This is a genomic window from Mitsuaria sp. BK041, assembly GCF_014193085.1.
Taxonomy (GTDB): Bacteria; Pseudomonadota; Gammaproteobacteria; order Burkholderiales; family Burkholderiaceae_C; genus Roseateles.
In genome coordinates this window covers 75,958-93,509 of record NZ_JACHYT010000002.1, presented here as the reverse complement: position 1 = coordinate 93,509, position 17,552 = coordinate 75,958, and the positions used below count along the sequence as shown (strand labels likewise).

The window sequence follows — 17,552 nt, the reverse complement described above, 5'->3', positions numbered from 1 at the left end:
AACCGTGCCCGCACCGGCATGGGGCTTGCTAGCGGTGGAGCGGCATCCAAGAATGGCGCGTCGTCGCCCACCCGCTGAAGGCCATGGAACTCACGCCCCGAGAGAAAGACAAGCTGCTGATCTTCACCGCCGCCTTGCTCGCCGAGCGGCGCAAGGCCAAGGGCCTGAAGCTCAACTATCCCGAAGCCGTGGCCTACCTCAGCGCCGCCGTGATGGAGGGCGCCCGCGAGGGCCGGACCGTCGCGCAGATGATGAAGGCCGGCCGCGAGCTGCTCACCCGCGACGACGTCATGGACGGCGTGGCCGAGATGATCCCCGACATCCAGGTCGAGGCCACCTTCCCCGACGGCACCAAGCTCGTCACCGTCCACCAACCGATTCCCTGAGGACCTCCCATGATCCGACGCCTCCTCGTCGCGACGGCCGTTGCCGCGCTGCCCGCCGTGGCCGCCGCCCATGCCGGCGACGCCGCCCATGACCATGGCCTGACGGCCGGGTTCATGCACCCGTTCACCGGCCTGGACCACCTCGCCGCGATGCTGGCCGTGGGGCTGTGGAGCGCGCTCACGCAGACCGGCCGGCGCATGCTGGCCGCGCCCTTCGCCTTCGCCGGGCTGCTGCTGGTCGGCGCGCTGGCGGGCCTGGGGCTGGGGGCGCAGGGCCTCGCGGTGCCGGGCGTGGAGCCGATGGTCGCCGCCTCGGTGCTGGTGCTGGGGCTGGTCGCCGCGGCGCGCTGGCGGCTGGGCGCCACGGCATCGGCCGCGCTGGTCGGTGCGTTCGCCGTCTTCCACGGCCTGGCGCATGGCGCCGAGCTCGGCGGCGGCGCGGCGCTCGTGGGCATGGTGCTCGCGACGGCGCTGCTGCATGCGGGCGGCTTGGCGCTGGGGCTGAAGCTGCGCGCGCTGGCGCCGGTCTGGTCGCGCGCGGCCGGCGGCGCGATCGCGCTGCTGGGCCTGGGCCTGCTGACCCGGCTGGTGATCGCATGATCCCCGGCGAACTGCTGACCGACGCCGGCGAGCTCGAGCTCAATCCGGGCCGCCGCACGCTGGTGCTGACCGTGGTCAACGCGGCGGATCGTCCCATCCAGGTCGGCTCGCATTACCACTTCGCCGAGACCAACGCCGCCTTGAGCTTCGACCGCGAGGCTGCGCGCGGCATGCGCCTGAACATCGCGTCCGGCACCGCCGTGCGCTTCGAGCCCGGCCAGCAACGCACCGTCGAGCTGGTCGACATCGCCGGCCTGCGCGAGATCTGGGGATTCCGCGGCCTGATCCAGGGAGCGCTGTGATGGCCCGCATCGGCAAACGCGCCTATGCCGAGATGTTCGGCCCGACCGTGGGCGATCGCGTCCGGCTCGCCGACACGGCGCTCGTCATCGAGGTCGAGGACGACCTGACGTTGCGCGCCGGCGGCTACGGTGAGGAAGTGAAGTTCGGCGGCGGCAAGACCATCCGCGACGGCATGGCGCAGTCGCAGCGCACCCGCGCGCAGGGCGCCGTCGACACGGTGCTGACCAATGCGCTGATCCTGGACCACTGGGGCATCGTCAAGGCCGACATCGGCCTGAAGGACCACCGCATCGTCGCCATCGGCAAGGCCGGCAATCCGGACACGCAGCCGGGCGTGGACATCGTCATCGGTCCCGGCACCGAGGTCATCGCCTGCGAGGGAGCGATCGTCACCGCCGGCGCGATCGACTCCCACATCCACTTCATCTGCCCGCAGCAGATCGAGGAGGCGCTGGCCAGCGGCGTGACGACGATGCTGGGCGGCGGCACCGGTCCGGCGACCGGCACCTTCGCCACCACCTGCACGCCGGGGCCGTGGCACATCGAGCGCATGCTGCAGGCGGCCGATGCCTTCCCGATGAACCTGGGCTTCCTCGGCAAGGGCAACGCGAGCCGGCCGGAAGCGCTGGTCGAGCAGATCGAGGCCGGCGCGATCGGCCTGAAGTTGCACGAGGACTGGGGCACCACGCCGGCGGCGATCTCCAACTGCCTGGACGTGGCCGAGATAACCGACACGCAGGTCGCGATCCACACCGACACGCTCAACGAGAGCGGCTTTGTCGAGGACACGGTCGCGGCCTTCAAGGGCCGCACCATCCACACCTTCCACACCGAAGGCGCCGGCGGCGGCCATGCGCCTGACATCCTGAAGGTGGTGGGCGAGGCCAACGTGCTGCCCAGCTCCACCAACCCGACGCGGCCCTACACGATCAACACGCTCGACGAGCACGTCGACATGCTGATGGTGTGCCACCACCTGGACCCGGCGATCGCCGAGGACCTGGCTTTCGCCGAGAGCCGCATCCGCAAGGAGACCATCGCGGCCGAGGACATCCTGCACGACCTCGGCGCGATCAGCATGTTCAGCTCCGACTCGCAGGCGATGGGCCGCGTGGGCGAGGTGATCCTGCGCTGCTGGCAGACCGCGCACAAGATGAAGCAGCAGCGCGGGCAGCTGCCCGGCGATTCGGAGCGCCATGACAACGGCCGCGTGAAGCGCTATGTGGCCAAGCTCGCGATCAATCCGGCGATCGCGCACGGCCTCAGCCACGAGGTCGGCAGCATCGAGGTCGGCAAATGGGCCGACCTGGTGATCTGGAAGCCGGCCTTCTTCGGCGTCAAGCCCTCGCTGATCCTCAAGGGCGGCGTGATCGCGCTGGCTGCGATGGGCGATCCCAACGCCTCGATCCCGACGCCGCAGCCGGTGCACTACCGGCCGATGTTCGGCAGCTTTGGCGGCTCGCTGGCGCGGGCCTCGCTGAGCTTCGTGTCGCAGGCCGCGATCGCGGGCGGCGTGGCCGCGCGCTATGGGCTCGCGAAGACGGCGGTGGCGGTGAAGGGCATCCGCGGCGTGGGCAAGAAGGACATGGTCCACAATGCCTACGCCCCGCGGATGGAGGTCGAACCCCAGACCTACGCGGTGCGCGCCGACGGCCTGCTGCTGCACTGCGAGCCCGCCTCGGTGCTTCCGATGGCGCAGCGCTACTTCCTGTTCTGAATGATCCAAGTCTCCAAACTGCTGGCGCAGGGCGCCGGTCTCGCGCCGGTGCTGCTCAAGCGCGCGGCGACCGTCACGCTCGATTGGGACACGCGCCAGAAGAGCCGCTTCCAGGCCACCGACAACCAGGGCCGCGAGCTCGGCGTCTTCCTGCCGCGCGGGACCGCGGTGCGCGGCGGTGACGTGCTGGTGGCCGAGGACGGCTCGCTGGTGCGGGTGATCGCCGCGCCGCAGCCGCTGCTGCGCATCACCGCCTGCGCGTCGCACGGCTCGCCGTTCGACCTGGTCCGCGCGGCGTATCACCTGGGCAACCGCCACGTGCAGATCGAGCTGCAGCCCGATCACCTCAAGATCGAGCCGGACCATGTGCTGGCCGACATGCTGCGCGCGATGCACCTGATCGTGAACGCGGTGGAGGAGGGCTTCGAGCCTGAAGGCGGCGCCTATGCGGCCGGTGGCCACGGGCACTCCCACGGCCACGGCCATGGACATGACCACGGCCATGGGCACGACCATGCACACGAGCACGAGCACGGCCATGCGCATGAGCACAGCCATGCCCCAGCGCCCGCGGCCGCGCCGAAGAAGACCATCGCCATCCAGTCGGCCACGACGCCGCACGTGCATGGCCCGGGTTGTGGACACGACCACTGATCCCGTCCCGCCGCTGCTGCGGCTGGTCTGGCTCGCGTCGCCGGCGTTGCCGATCGGGGCGTTCTCCTACTCCGAGGGGCTGGAGGCGGCGGTCGAGCACGGCCACGTGCATGACGACGCGAGCGCCGGCGCCTGGTTGAGCCAGCAGCTGCGGCTGCTCGCGCGCGGCGACCTGGCGGCCATCGCCGAAGGCATCGTCGCCTGGCGCGCCGGCGACGAACCGGCGCTGCGCGCGCTGGCCCGCTGGTTGCGCACCACGCGCGACGGCGCCGAGGCCCGGCTGCAGAGCGAGCAGATGGGGCAGTCCCTGCTCGTCTGGCTGCGCGGCCAGCCGATGGCCACGGCGGCGCAGCTGGCGCTGCTGGTCGACTGCGGCGAGGGGCGGCCCGCCCACCATGCCTTCGTCATGGCGCTCGCGTTGTCGACGATCGACGTGCCCGTCGACCAGGCGCTGCACGCGCAGGCCTTCGGCTGGGCCGAGAACCAGGTGCAGGCCGCGCTGAAGGCCGTGCCGCTGGGCCAGACCGCAGGCCAGCGCGAGCTGGCGCGCCTGGCGGCCGAGATCCCCGCCGCGGTGGCCGAGGCCGTCGCCACGCCGCCCGCGCGGCGCCAGCTCTTCGCGCCGATGCTGTCCATCCTCGCGGCGCGCCACGAAACCCAGTACTCCCGACTGTTCCGATCATGAGCACCACCACGCCCCACGCCTCGCCGCTGCATCACGTTCCCGGTCGCACCAAGACGCTGCCGCCGCTGCGGGTGGGCATCGGCGGTCCGGTCGGCTCCGGCAAGACGACGCTGCTGGAGATGCTGTGCAAGGCCATGCGCGAGCGCTGGGACCTGGTCGCCATCACCAACGACATCTACACCAAGGAAGACCAGCGCCTGCTGACCGTCAGCGGCGCGCTGCCCGCCGAGCGGATCATGGGCGTGGAGACCGGCGGCTGCCCGCACACGGCGATCCGCGAGGACGCGTCGATCAACCTCGAGGCGATCGACCGCATGCTGGCGCAGTTCCCGGACGCGGACGTCGTCTTCATCGAGTCCGGCGGCGACAACCTGGCCGCGACCTTCAGCCCGGAGCTGAGCGACCTGACGATCTACGTCATCGATGTCGCCGCTGGCGAGAAGATCCCGCGCAAGGGCGGTCCCGGCATCACGAAGAGCGACCTGTTCGTGATCAACAAGACCGACCTCGCGCCGCACGTCGGCGCCAACCTCGAGGTCATGGAAGCGGACACGAAACGCATGCGCCCGACGCGGCCCTTCGTGATGACCAACCTCAAGACGCTGAGCGGGCTCGACGAGGTGGTCGCGTTCATCGAGCGCAAGGGGATGCTCGGCAGTCGCTGATCCGGCGCCGCGATGCGGCTCGACGGCGGCGTGTCGCCCCGCAAGGTCCGAGCTCACGCGGCCGTCTGCCGCCGGCGACAAAAAAGCCGCCGCCCGCGATCGCGGGCGGCGGCCGAAAGGGACCGAGCCGGACTCGCACCCACCCGAGGGCCGAGCCGATGGGGGTGGACTCAGGCCACCTGCGGCGTCACCCCGCCGCCGTCCTTGCCTTGGGCATCGTCGTCGTCATGACCGCCCGCCGCGGGCTTGGCGCCCTTGCGATTGGCCAGGAGGAAGGCGATGAACTGCCAGGCGATGAAGATCGCGATGATCCCCAGCAGCGTCGCGCTGATCGGGCGCTGCACGAAGACGTCGAACTTGCCGCGGCTGATCAGCATCGCGCGCCGGAAGTTCTCCTCCAGCATCGGGCCCAGGATGAAGCCCAGCATCAAGGGCGCCGGGTCCATGTCCAGCCGCATGAAGATGTAGCCCGCCAGGCCGAAGGCCGCGGTGACGAAGATGTCGTCCAGGTTGTTGTTGACGCTGAAGGTGCCGATGCAGCAGAAGAACAGGATCGACGGGAACAGCACGTTGTACGGGATCTTGAAGACCGACAGCCAGTAGCGCACCAGCGGCACGTTCAGCACGACCAGGAACACGTTGCCCACCCACATCGAGGCGACCAGGCCCCAGAAGATGTCGGGGTGCCCGCCGATCATGTTGGGCCCCGGCTGGATGCCCTTGATGATGAACGCGGCCATCATCAGCGCCATCACCGGGTTCTCCGGGATGCCGATGCTCATCAGCGGGATGAAGCTGGTGCGCGCGGCCGACTCGTCCGCCGCGGCCTGGCCGGCCACGCCCTCGATGGCGCCGTCGCCGATCTCGTGGCGGTACTTGCTGACCTTCTTGTCCACCGCGTAGGCGGCGAATTGCGCGATCGTCGGGCCGCCGCCGGGCAGGATGCCCAGCACCGAGCCCACCACGCTGCCGCGCAGCGCGCTGGGGATGATGCGCTTGAACTCGGCCCAGGTCGGCATCAGGTGGATCTTGCCGTTGAAGGGCGTGCGCTCGTTCTTGGCGTCCAGGTTCTTGGAGATCTCCGCGATGCCGAAGCAGCCCAGCGCGATGCTGACCAGGCCCACGCCTTCGGCCAGGAAGGGCATGTCGAAGGTGTAGCGCTCCATGCCGGAGTTGACGTCGGTGCCGATCTGGCCGAACAGCACGCCGATCAGGCACATCGCCAGGCCGTTGAGCAGGCTGCCCGTGGTCACGAAGCTCACGCACAGGAAGCCCAGCAGCATCAGCGCGCAGTAGTCGGCCGGGCCGAAGAGGAAGGCCACCTCGCCCAGCGTCGGCGCCAGGCAGGCCAGCACGACGATGGCGACGGTGCCGCCGATGAAGCTCGAGATGCCCGCGGTGAAGAGCGCCAGACCGGTCTTGCCCTTCAGGGTCATCTGGTAGCCGTCGATGCAGGCCACGATGGAGCTGGCGTGCGGGATCTTCATCGTGATCGCGCTGACGCTGTCGCCGTACTGCGCGCCGTAGTAGATGCCGGCCAGCATGATCAGCGCGCCGTTGACCGGGATCGAATAGGTCAGTGGCAGCAGCACGCTGATGGTGGCCAGCGGGCCCAGGCCCGGCAGCAGGCCGACCAGGGTGCCCACCACGCAGCCGATCGCGCAGAACATCAGGTTCTGCCAGGTCAGCGCGTGCTCGAAGCCGAAGGCGAGGTTGTGCAGGATGTCCATGGCCGGGTCCTTACAGCAGCGGCAGGTTGAGGCCGAGGAACTTCTGGAAGATGAAGGCGATCGCCAGCAGGCCGATCGAGATCACCACGTTGCGCTTCCACGAGTAGTTGCTGCCCGCGGCCGTGGCGATGAACACCATGACCACGATGCCGGCCGACATGTTGAGGAAGCGCGAGACCAGCGAGAACGCGCACAGCGCCGCCAGGATCAGGCCGATGTTGCGGACCTTGAAGTCCAGCCCGGGGCCGCCCGCGACGACGCCGCGCACGATGGTGGCCAGCGCCACCAGGCCCAGCAGGACGCTGATCATCAGCGGGAACAGCCCGGGACCGGCATGGTCCATGCGGCCGATGGGATAACGCAGCGCGCCCAGTCCGAAGAACAGGGCCACCGCGGCGAGGAACAAGCCTCTCGCGAGCGATCGATTGAGGGTCATGAGGCACACCGGGGAGGTCCGAGATGTGCCCATGGTTCCGGTCGCGCCGGTCCGTGTCGTACGCGTTTCTGCGCAGCGACCGGTCCATGAAGGGATCCCGACAGCTTCGGGACAGCTTCAGGTTAAGAGAACGTTTGTCGAGCGTTTGGCGTGCGTTCCGGTGCGGCCGGCGACGCCCCGGGATGTCGTTGCGGCGTCATGCGGGATAGCCCTGACTCCGGCCCAGGTCGAAGGCGCCGACGACGCGGTTGAGCTGGCTGGCGTGGTCGTCGAGCGTGGTCGCGGCGGAGGCCGACTCGACCACCAGCGCGGCGTTGCGCTGCGTCATCTCGTCGAGCTGCGTGACTGCGGCGTCGATGCGGCCGAAGTCGCGGCGTTGCTCGCCGGCGGCATCGGCGATGTCGTTGATCAGCGCGCCCACGCGCTGCACCGAGGCCACGATGTCGGCCATCGTGCGGCCCGCCTCCTGCACCAGCGTCGCGCCGCTGCCCACCTGCTCGGTGGAGGCGCCGATCAGGGTCTTGATCTCCTTGGCCGCCTGCGCGGAACGCTGCGCGAGCGTGCGGACCTCCGCCGCCACCACCGCGAAGCCGCGGCCCTGCTCGCCGGCGCGCGCGGCCTCGACCGCCGCGTTCAGCGCCAGGATGTTGGTCTGGAAGGCCAGGCCGTCGATGACGCCGATGATGTCGGCGATGCGGCCGGAGGCGCGGTGGATCTCCTCCATCGTCGACACGACGCGGGTGACCGCGCTGCCGCCGGCATCGGCGACCCGCATCGCCTGGTCGGAGAGCTCGCGGGCCTGCTGGGCGGCCTCGGCGGTATGACGCACCGTGGCCGCGAGTTGCTGCACCGAAGCGGCGGTTTCCTGCAGGCTGGCGGCCGCCTGCTCGGTGCGGCCCGAGAGGTCGGTGTTGCCGGCGGCGATCTGCGTCGAGGCGCTGCCGATGTGCTGCGCCGCTTCCCGCACGCGCGCCATCGCCGCGTTCAGGCGCTGCAGCGAGTCCTTGATCTTGAGACCCGCCGGCGTGCTCGCCTTCACATGCGCGACGTCGAGCGCGAGACGGTCGTCGCGGCTGCCCAGCGCGCGGACCAGGTCGTGCAGCTCCAGCCCTTCCTTGGTGTTGCGCCGCATGTGCGCGGCCATCACCAGCTCGATGCCGGTCTGCGCGACGACGTAGGCCGCATGCAGCACGATGCGGCCGAAGTCGGGTTCGCTCAGGCAGTAGGTGCCGAAACCGGCGGCGAGCAGGCGGTCGAAGAGCAGGTGGTGGACGGCGAAGAGCGCCGCCCCCAGCACCAGCACCTTCCAGTCGCGGTACATCAGCAGGTAGGCCAGCGTGACGAAGACGCCGAAGTGCAGCTCGACCATGCCGCCGCCGAGGTGGATGTGCAGCATCACCATCAGCGCCTGCGCGGTGGTGAGCGTCATGCGGGTGGCGGTGGCGCCGGGTGCCGCCGCGTAGGCCAGCCCGGCCGCGGCCAGCAGCGCGGTGCCGATGCCGGTCGCCAGCCCGAACTGCGCATAGCGCCAGCCCAGCCCCAGCGCGAGCAGCCAGCTGACCGCCAGGATCAGCAGCATCGCCCGATCGCAGGCAGCGTAGATCTTGCGGAAACCGGTCAGGCCGGAAGGATGTCCCATCGTTGCTCTCCCTCGACGCGTGGCGGCGGCTTCTATCGAGGTGACGACCGTTCTGACCACGCGGGGCGCATGTTCGTTTCAGGATGTGTCGACCGGCTTGGTGAAAACGCCAAGGCGCAACAGGTCCCGCGCGACGGAATTCACGACGGGGCGGCGTCCGTGCCCGCGCGCGCGCGGGGCCCGGCGATCGCGAACACCTGACCGCGCAGCCAGCGCTGCGCCGCGTGGCCGTGGTTGCGCTCGTGCCAGACCATGGCGATGTCGAAGCCGTCGATCGGCAGCGGCGGCGGCAGCACCTGCAGGCCGGCGGCCTGACCCTTGACCAGGCGCTCGGGCACCAGGGCGACCAGGTCGGAGCGGCCGACGATGTCGGGTACGAACAGGAAGGACGCCGCCGAGAGCACGACCTGACGCGTCAGCCCGAGGCCCGCGAGCGCCTGGTCCACCGGCGTGCTGAAGGCGCCACCGGCCGGCGAGACGACCACCTGCTCCAGTTTGGAGAAGGCCTTGGCCGTGAGCCGGCCGCTGACGGCGGGATGGCCGCGCCGCGCGATGAGCACGTAGCGCTCATGGAAGAGCGGGCGCAGCCGCAGGCTGTCCGCGGCCTCGATCGGCTGCATCAGGCCCAGGTCGACATCGCCGCGCGCCATCTGGGCGGCATGCTGGTGCGGGTCCAGGTGCCGGACGGCGATGCGCACGCCCGGCGCTTCCCTTCGCAGCCGCAACACCAGCGGACGCAGGACCGAGGCCTGCAGGTAGTCCGAGGCGGCGATGGTCACCGTCAGTTCGGCGCTGCCCGGCTCGAAGTGCAGGTGCGAGCTCGCGACCCCGCGCACCTGGTCCAGCGCCTGGCGCAGCGGCTCGAACAGCGACAAGGCCTTCGCGGTGGGCGTCATGCCGCGCTGCGCCGGGAGCAGCAGCGGGTCCTCGAAGACATCGCGCAGCCGGCTGAGCTGCGCGCTGACCGCGGGCTGGCTGAGGCCCAGCCGGGCGGCGGCCTTGGTGACATTGCGCTCGGTCAGCAGCGCCTCGAGCGTCACGAGCAGGTTGAGGTCGAGCCGGCTGGTATCCATGCTTTGGATAGTAGGGCAGAGAAGACGTGATTTCACGGATGGGGCCGCGCTCGTCAGACTGACGCTCATTCCCGATCTTCTGGAGTCCGACATGACCACTACGCCCAACAGAGACCATCCCGTCGCCACCGGGGCTGCGGCAGCCGCCGCTTCCGCTTCCACCGCCGCCTCCGCCGCAGGTCGCAAGACCGTGCTGATCGTCCACGCGCATCCCGAGCCGACCTCGCTGACCCGCACGCTGGTGGGCGTCGCCGCGGAAACGCTGGGTTCCGCCGGGCATGTGGTGCTGCAGTCCGATCTCTACGCGATGGGCTGGCGTGCCGTCTACGGCGAGGCCGACTTCCCCGTGCGCGCCGACGCGACGCGCTTGAATTTCGTGCGCGAATCCGGCCATGCCTTCGAGCACGGCCATCAGCCGGCCGATGTCGTCGAGGAACAGCGCAAGCTGCTGGCGGCGGACCTGGTGATCCTGCAGTTCCCGCTGTGGTGGTTCGGCATGCCGGCCATCATGAAGGGCTGGATCGACCGCGTCTGGGCCTACGGCCTGGCCTATGGCCGCCACGGGCAGGGCAACCGCTTCCGTTACGGCGAAGGCGGCCTCTCGGGCCGGCGTGCGATGGTCTCGGTGACGACCGGCGGGCCGGCGGCGGACTACTCGCCGCGGGGCATCAACGGTCCGATTGATCAGTTGCTGTTCCCGATCACCCACGGCACGCTGTTCTATCCCGGCATGTCGGTGCTGAAGACGCATGCGGTACACGGCGTGGGCCGGATGACGGCGGAAGACGTCGAGGCGGCGAAGGCGGCGTGGCGCCTGCGCCTTGCGGGTGTCTTCGATGAAGCGCCGATTGCCTTCCGCGCCCAGAACGGCGGCGACTACCCGGATGGGCATCAGCTGCGCGATGACGTGGCGCCGGGACGCGTGGGCTTCGAGGCCCACATTGCCGGCTGAGGCGAACTCAGCCGATCAGCGGAGCGGGCGAGGCGATTGCGCGGAGCAGTCGCTGCAGATGCGGTGGCGTGGCCGGGTCGTTGAATCGCAGTGCGGTGCCGGATGGCAACAGGAAGAAGCCGAGTTGCTCGAAGGCGATGACGGAGGACGGCTCGCGCCGGTCGGTCATTCGCGAGCCGTCGATGACCGTCACGGCGCCCGCGCCGACGACGCGCAAGTCGTGGCCGGGACGGACGATCAGCGCGGTGTCCTCGTCGATGCCCACGCCGGTGCGGCGCGGGTCGAGCGAGACCAGTTGCAGCAGCCGCGCATGGCGCTTGCGCTGCGCGAAGTGCTGGTCGATCACGAGGGCCGGCATCAGTCCAAGCGCGGCGTGCAGCGGCTGCGAGGGGCCGGCGAACTGCTCATTGAGGTCGCCGACTGGCATGTGGGCGCCGAGCGCCGAGGCGCCCGCGCTGGTGCCGGCGATCGCGAGTTCGCCGGCGCGGTGGCGTTCTCGGATGAGCGCGTGCAGGGGGGTGTCGCCGATGACGTCGAGCAGGCGCTCCTGGTCGCCGCCCGTCATGAACAGCAGGTCGGCCGACCGCAATGCCTGCAGCGCGTCGTCCGCGCCCGCGGCCTCGCGGTCGCGCGGATCGAGCCAGGCCGGCACGGCGCCCAGCGCCCGGAAGGCGGGCTCGTACTGGGACCAGAGCAGGTCGGGCTCGCCGCTGGCGGTGCTCAGCACGACAACCCGGAGCGGCCCGCCGCCCGCATGAGAGGCGGCGCAAGCCGCGACCAGCTCTCGCAGCACGATGCCGGGCGTCAGCCGGTCCTCGTTGCCGCCGATCAAGGCGAGCAGGGCGGGGGGGCTGGCGGTCGTGAGGGCGTTCATGGGTGGCGGAGACGGTGAGATTCGAACTCACGGAGGGCGCGAACCCTCGGCGGTTTTCAAGACCGCTGCCTTAAACCACTCGGCCACGTCTCCTTGGAGAAGGCGCGCATTGTATGCGTGCCGTCGGCCTTCGTTCAGTCCGCCCCTGGCTTCCTCGCCTGCGCGCAGGGCACCTGGATGATCTCCAGCACCTGGCCGTCGGCCACGCGGGCGGCCGTCAACTCGCCGCCCCACACGCAGCCGGTGTCCAGCGCCAGCAGGTCCGGCCGCTGCACCAGCCCCAGCGTGGACCAGTGCCCGAAGGCCACCGGCTCGCCGGCCGTGCGCCGCTGCGGCACGTCGAACCAGGGCATGAAGCCCTCCGGCGCCGTGCCCAGGCCCTCCTTGGTCTTGAAGTCCAGGCGGCCCTTCGCATTGCAGAAGCGGATCCGCGTCAGCACGTTGATGATGAAACGCAGCCGCGGCGCGCCCGTCAGTTCGTCGCTCCAGCGGTCGGGCTCGTTGCCGTACATCTGCGGCAGGAAGTCCGCCAGTTCCGGGCCGCGCAGCAGCGTGTGCACTTCCTCCGCCAGGGCCAGGACCTGCGCGGCGTCCCACTGCGGCACCACGCCCGCATGCACCATCAGCCAGCCCTGCGCCCGCGCCGCCAGCCGCTGCCGGCGCAGCCACTCCAGCAGCGCCTCGCGGTCCGGCGCCTGCAGGATCGCGTCCAGCGTGTCCCCCTTGTGCGGGGCGCGCACGCCGGCGGCAGTCGCGAGCAGGTGCAGGTCGTGATTGCCCAGCAGGCAGTGCGCCGCGTCGCCCAGCGATTGCAGGCGGCGCAGCGTCGTCAGGGAATCGGGGCCGCGGTTGACCAGGTCGCCCAGCAGGTGGAGGCGGTCGCGGGACGGGGAGAAGTCGATCTTTTCCAGCAGCCGGGCAAGCGCGTCGCAGCAGCCCTGGAGATCGCCGATGAGGTAATGCATACGGGGATTTTGCGGTGTCGGCGTCACGCCGGCTCTGCTACCCTTGCCGACCTTGTGTTTTGGGCGCGACTCGGGGTTTTCACCCGGTCCGCGCTGTCAATGGATACCGCCCTAGTTCTCTTCCTGATACTGCTCAACGGATTGTTCGCCATGTCGGAGATGGCCCTCACGGCCGCCCGCAAGGCACGCTTGCAAGTGATGGTGGAGAGTGGCGAGGGAGGCGCGCAGGCCGCGATGGACCTGCACGAGAACCCCACCAAGTTCCTGTCCACCGTCCAGATCGGGATCACCTCCATCGGCGTGCTCAACGGCATCGTCGGCGAGGCGGCCTTCTCCGGGCCGCTGGCCGAGGTGCTGCGCGCCCACACCCCGCTCAGCGAGCGCGCCGCCGACATCACCGCCACCGGCCTGGTCGTGCTGGTGCTGACCTTCGTGACCATCATCTTCGGCGAGCTGGTGCCCAAGCGCCTGGGCCAGATGTTCCCGGAGAACGTCGCGCGCCTGGTCGCGCCGCCGATGGAGATCATGTCGCTGATCACGCGACCCTTCGTCAAGCTGCTGAGCTTCTGCACCGAATTCACGCTGAAGCTGCTGGGCATGGGCGGCCGCGCCAATCGCCTGGTGACCGAGGAGGAGATCGCCGCCAGCCTCGAGGAAGGCCGCGACGCCGGCGTGATCGAGGAACACGAGCACCAGATGGTGCGCAACGTGTTCCGGCTGGACGAGCGCCAGATCGGCTCGATGATGATCCCGCGCGCCGAGATCGCCTGGCTGGATGCGACCGATCGCGCCGAGCAGGTGCTGCAGATCCTGCGCGCGCACGGCTACAGCCGCTACCCGGTCTGCCGCGGCGGCCTGCACGACGTGGTCGGCACGGTGAGCGCGCAGAGCCTGCTGGCCCGCGTGCTGGCCGGCGAGATGCTGGACCTGTCCACCGGCCTGGAGCCGCCCGTGTTCGTGCCCGAGACGCTGTCCGGCATGGAGCTGCTCGCGCACATGCGCGGCACCGATACGCCGCTGGCCTTTGTCGTCGACGAGTACGGCGAGGTGCAGGGCGTGGTCGCGATGCGCGATGTGCTGGAGGCGATCGCGGGCGAGTTCAACTCGTCCGATGGCGAGGACGCCTGGGCGGTCCAGCGCGAGGACGGCAGCTGGCTGATGGACGGCCTGATCCCCGTCACCGAGCTGAAGGACCGGCTGGACTTGAAGGAACTGCCCGAGGAGGACCGTGGGCGCTACAACACCCTGGCCGGCATGGTGATGCTGCTGCTGGGGCGCTTGCCGCGCACGGCCGATGTGGTGGAGTGGGACGCGTGGAGATTCGAGGTGGTCGACCTCGACGGCAAGCGTGTGGACAAGGTGCTGGTCTCGCGACTGGCGGACGATGGAGTGAATCAATGAGCAACCCCCCGATGTATGAAAACCTGGTCCCCGTGGACCGGGTGCAGCACAAGAGCACGCGCATGAAGATCGGCGCGCCGGTGCTGGACCGCGTGACCCAGCTGAACTCGCTGTTCGTCGCCGTGGCCGAGTTCGCCGATGCGAGCCTCGAGTACCCGGTGGTGTTCGTGCGCGTCGGCCAGGCCGCCGAAGGCCAGCGTCCGGCGATCGCGCCGCTGGCCGTGTTCGGCCTGAAGCAGGGCAGCAACCTGTTCGTCAAGGACGGCCAGTGGACCGGCCGCTACGTGCCGGCCTACGTGCGCCGCTGGCCCTTCGCGATGGCCCGCATCGAGGAGAACGGCAGCGACATGGCGCTGTGCCTGGACATGGGCTCCGGCGCGTTCTCCGAGACCGACGGCGAGCCGCTGTTCAAGGAAGACGGCGAGGCCTCCGAGCTGCTGCTCAACGCGAAGCAGTTCTGCGAGGACTTCGAGCGCGAGGCCGAGCGCACCCGCCAGGCCTGCGAGCTGCTGCAGGACCTGGACCTGCTGCAGGACATGCGCTTCGAGGCGCAGCTGCCCAGCGGCGAGAAGCTCGATGTCGACGGCTTCATGACCATCAACGAGAAAGCCCTGGCCGAGCTGCCCGACGCGAAGATCGTCGAGCTGCATCGCAACGGCCTGCTGGAGGTCATCACGATGCATCGCCTGTCGCTGCGACTGATGAGCCGTCTGGCGCAGATGTACGTGCCGGCCAACTGAGCGCCTGGGGGACCCCTCACCCCCGCCCTCTCCCCGCAAGCGGGGGGAGGGAGTGAAAAAGGAGGGGCGATCACCGGCCGAGACAAACCCCAAGCGGGTTTGCTTGAGTACGGCGTACGCAGGAGCCTCGATAGCATCCTCGACCGAGAGGACGTAGATGCTGTTCGAGGCTTTTTTGTCGTCCACCGCGATGGAATCGGTGTTCTCGCCGACCGCGGTGGTCCAGTCGATGATGGATGTGGAGGCCGCGCTCGCGCGGGCCGCGGCCCGCGTGGGCATGATCCCGGCGCCGGCGGCGCAGGCGATCGCCAGCCTGTGCCGCGCCGAGCTCTATGACGTGCCGGCGCTCGTGGCGGCCGCGCCACGCAGCGGCAACCTGGCCTTGCCGGTGGTGCAGCGGCTGCGCGAGACGGTCGCGCTGTTCGACCCATCCGCCGCGGTTTACGTGCATCGCGGCGCCTCCGCCCAGGACCTGGTCGATACCGCGATGGTGCTGCGCACCCGCGAGGCGCTGCGCCTGATCGACGACGACCTGCAGCAGCTCTGCGCCCGGCTGCTCGAGCTGGCCGAGCGGCACACCGCCGTGCCGCTGCTGGGCCGCACGATGATGCAGCCGGCGCAGGTGATCAGCCTGCGCTTCAAGTTGATGAACTGGCTGATGCCCCTGCTGCGCAGCGCCGAGCGGCTGCGCGAGCAGGGCCAGGCCTCGCTGCTGCTGCAGCTGGGCGGCGCCGTCGGCACGCTGGACGCGATGGGCGACCGCGCCGAGGACATGCTGGCGGCCGTGGCCGCCGAGCTGTCGCTGCCGCTGCCCGACATGTGCTGGCACACGCAGCGCGACCGCTGGTTGCGCCTGGGCATGGAGGTGGGCCTGCTGTGCGGCAACCTCGGCAAGCTGGCGCAGGACTTCGCGCTGATGGCCCAGGCCGAGGTCGACGAGCTCAACGAGCCGCCCGGCGAGGGCTATGGCGCCTGCCTGTCGATGCCGCACAAGAAGAATCCGGTGGCCGCGCTGCAGGCGCTGGCGGCGGTCCAGCGCGCGCCGCAGCGCGTCGCCAGTCTGATGGGCTGCATGACGCCCGAACACGAGCGCGGCCTGGGGCAGCACCCGGCGGAACTCGCCGAATGGAGCGGCCTGATGGGCGGCGCCCACCTGGCGGTGCAGGCGCTCAACCGCGCGCTGGCCGAGCCGGTGCTGCGGATCGACCGGATGCGCGCGCACGTGCTCGAGCGCCAGGGCCTGGTCGCGAGCGAGCGCCTGGAACACCTGCTCATGCCGCGGCTGGGCCGGCAGCGCACCGGCGCCATCGTCCGCGACCTGATCAGCCGGGTGCGCTTGGGGCAGGGGACGCTGCAGCAACTGCTGCTCGCGGCGATCGACGTCGGCGATTTGCCGCCGACCGCGCTGTCGTCCGAGGAGCTGGCGGCGATGTTCGATCTGGAGGCGATCGCGGCCCAGGCGGATGGGCGCGTCGACGCGCTGATGGCCGACGCCCGACGGCGCGTGGAGACCCTGGCCGCGACGCCCTGGATTTGACGCAACGCGATACGAACTTCCGGGCCGCTCAGCGAGCGCGTCGCGCGCGAAGCGACAAATATCCCCATGCCGTCCAAGGGTTTCGGCAAAAAATTCTGGGCGTTTTGTCCCCTGAATTCGGCATCTGAACGAATCGCATCTGGTTACACCTGCAACAAAACCGCGGCCGGGAAGCCCGCCGGCAGGTCCCCGGGGATTCCGCAATATCGAACGGCGATGAGGGCTGACGCTGGTTTGCGGCGGGGTGCCCGGGATGTAACCGAATTCCCTCAAATGCGGGGTTTCGCCCTGGCAAGGGATTGACCCCGACCCGAACCCGGGACAGACCCGTAAGGTCAGGTACGCATTTGTTATCTATCGTAGCGCCCGGCAGTAATTACTTTGAGTGGGCCATAGACTCGCCCTTGATAACCAAGCAGTCTGGAGTTGGGAATGAGCGACGAATCTCACCTGTCGAGCATCGAACTGGAAGCGCCCGCAAGCCCCTTGCAGGCGCTGCAATCCGTTCGCGCGGAGATTCCCTTCGTTCGGTCCGACTCGGTGGAACTCGTCACGCGCGAGACGGCCTATGGCCGCATCGAGATCCGCGCGCTGATGGAAGGCGCCGGTCATTCCCTGCTGGAGCGTCGCTACGCGTCACGGGGTTACAGGCTGAGCCGTTCCGCGGACGTGACGCTGGGCGCTTATTGGGAAGGCCGGCTGGTCTCGACGCTGGGATTGCGGCGGGACAGCGGCAACCTCGCCGCGGACCAGAGCTTCCCGCAGGAAATGGCCGGCATGCGCCAGCAAGGCTGGCAGCTGTGCGAATTCACCCGCCTGGCCGCGGATCCGGAAGGCCCGTCCAAGCTGGTGCTGGCCAGCCTGTTCCACCTGGCCTACCTGCATGCGGCCCACCATTGGGGCGCCGAGTTCCTGGTGATCGAGGTCAATCCGCGGCACAAGGCCTTCTATCGCCGCATGCTGGATTTCCAGCCGCACGGCGAGGAGCGCCTGCACCGCAGCGTCGGCGCGCCGGCGGTGCTGATGAGCCTGTCGCTCGCCTATGGCGCGAGCAAGGTCCGCGAGTACGGCGGCACGTTGAACGAGGACGAAGGGCGCTCCCGCACCCTCTTCCCCTATTTCTTCTCGACGGACGACGAGCCCGAGCTGCTGAGCAAGCTCGCGGACGTCTACGGCTACGACGCGTGAGCGTCGC

Annotated in this window: 18 protein-coding genes and 1 tRNA gene; 12 read left to right on the top strand and 7 right to left on the bottom strand. The window is 69.8% G+C overall.

Annotation, left to right across the window (positions count from 1 at the left end; all coding sequences use genetic code 11):
• Nucleotides 1–83: 83 nt before the first annotated feature.
• From ureA to ureG, 7 genes are read left to right on the top strand one after another with little or no spacing between them, the layout of a single operon-like run.
• A complete protein-coding gene (gene ureA, locus FHT38_RS16325; RefSeq protein WP_091725629.1) occupies nucleotides 84–386 on the top strand; it encodes an urease subunit gamma in 303 nt (100 codons plus the stop codon).
• Nucleotides 387–395: 9 nt separating this feature from the next.
• A complete protein-coding gene (locus FHT38_RS16320) occupies nucleotides 396–986 on the top strand; it encodes a HupE/UreJ family protein (protein WP_091725624.1) in 591 nt (196 codons plus the stop codon).
• Nucleotides 983–1,288, top strand: coding sequence for an urease subunit beta (locus FHT38_RS16315; protein ID WP_091725620.1), 306 nt, complete (start codon nucleotides 983–985; stop codon nucleotides 1,286–1,288). The genes FHT38_RS16320 and FHT38_RS16315 overlap by 4 nt, the downstream gene beginning before the upstream one ends.
• A complete protein-coding gene (ureC, locus tag FHT38_RS16310; RefSeq protein ID WP_183492569.1) occupies nucleotides 1,288–3,006 on the top strand; it encodes an urease subunit alpha in 1,719 nt (572 codons plus the stop codon). The genes FHT38_RS16315 and ureC overlap by 1 nt, the downstream gene beginning before the upstream one ends.
• Nucleotides 3,007–3,660, top strand: a complete 654-nt coding sequence (gene ureE / locus FHT38_RS16305; protein ID WP_091725614.1) for an urease accessory protein UreE — start codon at nucleotides 3,007–3,009, stop codon at nucleotides 3,658–3,660. It begins immediately after the preceding gene.
• Entirely contained in the window at nucleotides 3,632–4,345 is a 714-nt protein-coding gene (locus FHT38_RS16300) for an urease accessory UreF family protein (protein WP_183492568.1), read from the top strand. Before ureE ends, FHT38_RS16300 begins: the two co-directional genes overlap by 29 nt.
• Nucleotides 4,342–5,010, top strand: coding sequence for an urease accessory protein UreG (gene ureG, locus FHT38_RS16295; protein WP_183492567.1), 669 nt, complete (start codon nucleotides 4,342–4,344; stop codon nucleotides 5,008–5,010). Before FHT38_RS16300 ends, ureG begins: the two co-directional genes overlap by 4 nt.
• A 170-nt stretch (nucleotides 5,011–5,180) precedes the next feature.
• Here the strand turns inward: ureG and FHT38_RS16290 are convergent, their stop codons facing one another.
• The 4 genes from FHT38_RS16290 to FHT38_RS16275 all read right to left on the bottom strand — a co-directional run bounded on the left by FHT38_RS16290 (nucleotide 5,181) and on the right by FHT38_RS16275 (nucleotide 9,888).
• Nucleotides 5,181–6,740: a tripartite tricarboxylate transporter permease gene (locus FHT38_RS16290; protein WP_091725603.1), complete on the bottom strand. Its 1,560-nt coding sequence runs from the start codon at nucleotides 6,738–6,740 to the stop codon at nucleotides 5,181–5,183.
• A 10-nt stretch (nucleotides 6,741–6,750) separates the two neighbouring features.
• Nucleotides 6,751–7,176, bottom strand: a complete 426-nt coding sequence (locus FHT38_RS16285; protein WP_091725600.1) for a tripartite tricarboxylate transporter TctB family protein — start codon at nucleotides 7,174–7,176, stop codon at nucleotides 6,751–6,753.
• A gap of 196 nt (nucleotides 7,177–7,372) precedes the next feature.
• On the bottom strand, nucleotides 7,373–8,815 hold the full coding sequence (locus FHT38_RS16280; RefSeq protein ID WP_183492566.1) for a methyl-accepting chemotaxis protein: 1,443 nt from the start codon (nucleotides 8,813–8,815) through the stop codon (nucleotides 7,373–7,375).
• A 140-nt stretch (nucleotides 8,816–8,955) separates the two neighbouring features.
• On the bottom strand, nucleotides 8,956–9,888 hold the full coding sequence (locus FHT38_RS16275) for a LysR family transcriptional regulator (RefSeq protein ID WP_183492565.1): 933 nt from the start codon (nucleotides 9,886–9,888) through the stop codon (nucleotides 8,956–8,958).
• Nucleotides 9,889–9,979: 91 nt separating this feature from the next.
• Between FHT38_RS16275 and FHT38_RS16270 the strand changes: the two genes are divergently transcribed.
• Nucleotides 9,980–10,840: an NAD(P)H-dependent oxidoreductase gene (locus FHT38_RS16270; protein ID WP_183492564.1), complete on the top strand. Its 861-nt coding sequence runs from the start codon at nucleotides 9,980–9,982 to the stop codon at nucleotides 10,838–10,840.
• A 7-nt stretch (nucleotides 10,841–10,847) separates the two neighbouring features.
• Here the strand turns inward: FHT38_RS16270 and FHT38_RS16265 are convergent, their stop codons facing one another.
• From FHT38_RS16265 to FHT38_RS16255, 3 genes are all read right to left on the bottom strand, one after another.
• Nucleotides 10,848–11,714, bottom strand: coding sequence for a cyanophycinase (locus FHT38_RS16265; protein ID WP_183492563.1), 867 nt, complete (start codon nucleotides 11,712–11,714; stop codon nucleotides 10,848–10,850).
• Between the two features lie 3 nt (nucleotides 11,715–11,717).
• Nucleotides 11,718–11,807: transfer RNA gene (locus tag FHT38_RS16260), tRNA-Ser, on the bottom strand.
• 41 nt (nucleotides 11,808–11,848) lie between these two features.
• Nucleotides 11,849–12,679, bottom strand: coding sequence for a symmetrical bis(5'-nucleosyl)-tetraphosphatase (locus FHT38_RS16255; RefSeq protein ID WP_183492562.1), 831 nt, complete (start codon nucleotides 12,677–12,679; stop codon nucleotides 11,849–11,851).
• A gap of 99 nt (nucleotides 12,680–12,778) precedes the next feature.
• Between FHT38_RS16255 and FHT38_RS16250 the strand changes: the two genes are divergently transcribed.
• The 4 genes from FHT38_RS16250 (at nucleotide 12,779) to FHT38_RS16235 (ending at nucleotide 17,545) form a co-directional block, all read left to right on the top strand.
• Entirely contained in the window at nucleotides 12,779–14,080 is a 1,302-nt protein-coding gene (locus tag FHT38_RS16250) for a hemolysin family protein (protein ID WP_183481732.1), read from the top strand.
• A complete protein-coding gene (locus FHT38_RS16245) occupies nucleotides 14,077–14,820 on the top strand; it encodes a SapC family protein (protein ID WP_091725581.1) in 744 nt (247 codons plus the stop codon). Before FHT38_RS16250 ends, FHT38_RS16245 begins: the two co-directional genes overlap by 4 nt.
• Nucleotides 14,821–14,977: 157 nt before the next feature.
• Entirely contained in the window at nucleotides 14,978–16,357 is a 1,380-nt protein-coding gene (locus FHT38_RS16240; RefSeq protein ID WP_183492561.1) for a lyase family protein, read from the top strand.
• A 432-nt stretch (nucleotides 16,358–16,789) separates the two neighbouring features.
• The gene (locus tag FHT38_RS16235; protein ID WP_091725574.1) at nucleotides 16,790–17,545 is read left to right on the top strand and encodes an N-acyl amino acid synthase FeeM domain-containing protein; all 756 of its coding nucleotides are present in this window, start codon (nucleotides 16,790–16,792) and stop codon (nucleotides 17,543–17,545) included.
• The last annotated feature ends 7 nt before the right edge of the window (nucleotides 17,546–17,552 follow it).

Bases quoted from the DNA above. Each gene is read 5' to 3' on its own strand.
- ureA (WP_091725629.1), top strand. From the start codon at position 84: ATGGAACTCACGCCCCGAGAGAAAGACAAGCTGCTGATCTTCACCGCC.
- FHT38_RS16320 (WP_091725624.1), top strand. From the start codon at position 396: ATGATCCGACGCCTCCTCGTCGCGACGGCCGTTGCCGCGCTGCCCGCC.
- FHT38_RS16315 (WP_091725620.1), top strand. From the start codon at position 983: ATGATCCCCGGCGAACTGCTGACCGACGCCGGCGAGCTCGAGCTCAAT.
- ureC (WP_183492569.1), top strand. From the start codon at position 1,288: ATGGCCCGCATCGGCAAACGCGCCTATGCCGAGATGTTCGGCCCGACC.
- ureE (WP_091725614.1), top strand. From the start codon at position 3,007: ATGATCCAAGTCTCCAAACTGCTGGCGCAGGGCGCCGGTCTCGCGCCG.
- FHT38_RS16300 (WP_183492568.1), top strand. From the start codon at position 3,632: ATGGCCCGGGTTGTGGACACGACCACTGATCCCGTCCCGCCGCTGCTG.
- ureG (WP_183492567.1), top strand. From the start codon at position 4,342: ATGAGCACCACCACGCCCCACGCCTCGCCGCTGCATCACGTTCCCGGT.
- FHT38_RS16290 (WP_091725603.1), bottom strand. From the start codon at position 6,740: ATGGACATCCTGCACAACCTCGCCTTCGGCTTCGAGCACGCGCTGACC.
- FHT38_RS16285 (WP_091725600.1), bottom strand. From the start codon at position 7,176: ATGACCCTCAATCGATCGCTCGCGAGAGGCTTGTTCCTCGCCGCGGTG.
- FHT38_RS16280 (WP_183492566.1), bottom strand. From the start codon at position 8,815: ATGGGACATCCTTCCGGCCTGACCGGTTTCCGCAAGATCTACGCTGCC.
- FHT38_RS16275 (WP_183492565.1), bottom strand. From the start codon at position 9,888: ATGGATACCAGCCGGCTCGACCTCAACCTGCTCGTGACGCTCGAGGCG.
- FHT38_RS16270 (WP_183492564.1), top strand. From the start codon at position 9,980: ATGACCACTACGCCCAACAGAGACCATCCCGTCGCCACCGGGGCTGCG.
- FHT38_RS16265 (WP_183492563.1), bottom strand. From the start codon at position 11,714: ATGAACGCCCTCACGACCGCCAGCCCCCCCGCCCTGCTCGCCTTGATC.
- FHT38_RS16255 (WP_183492562.1), bottom strand. From the start codon at position 12,679: ATGCATTACCTCATCGGCGATCTCCAGGGCTGCTGCGACGCGCTTGCC.
- FHT38_RS16250 (WP_183481732.1), top strand. From the start codon at position 12,779: ATGGATACCGCCCTAGTTCTCTTCCTGATACTGCTCAACGGATTGTTC.
- FHT38_RS16245 (WP_091725581.1), top strand. From the start codon at position 14,077: ATGAGCAACCCCCCGATGTATGAAAACCTGGTCCCCGTGGACCGGGTG.
- FHT38_RS16240 (WP_183492561.1), top strand. From the start codon at position 14,978: ATGCTGTTCGAGGCTTTTTTGTCGTCCACCGCGATGGAATCGGTGTTC.
- FHT38_RS16235 (WP_091725574.1), top strand. From the start codon at position 16,790: ATGAGCGACGAATCTCACCTGTCGAGCATCGAACTGGAAGCGCCCGCA.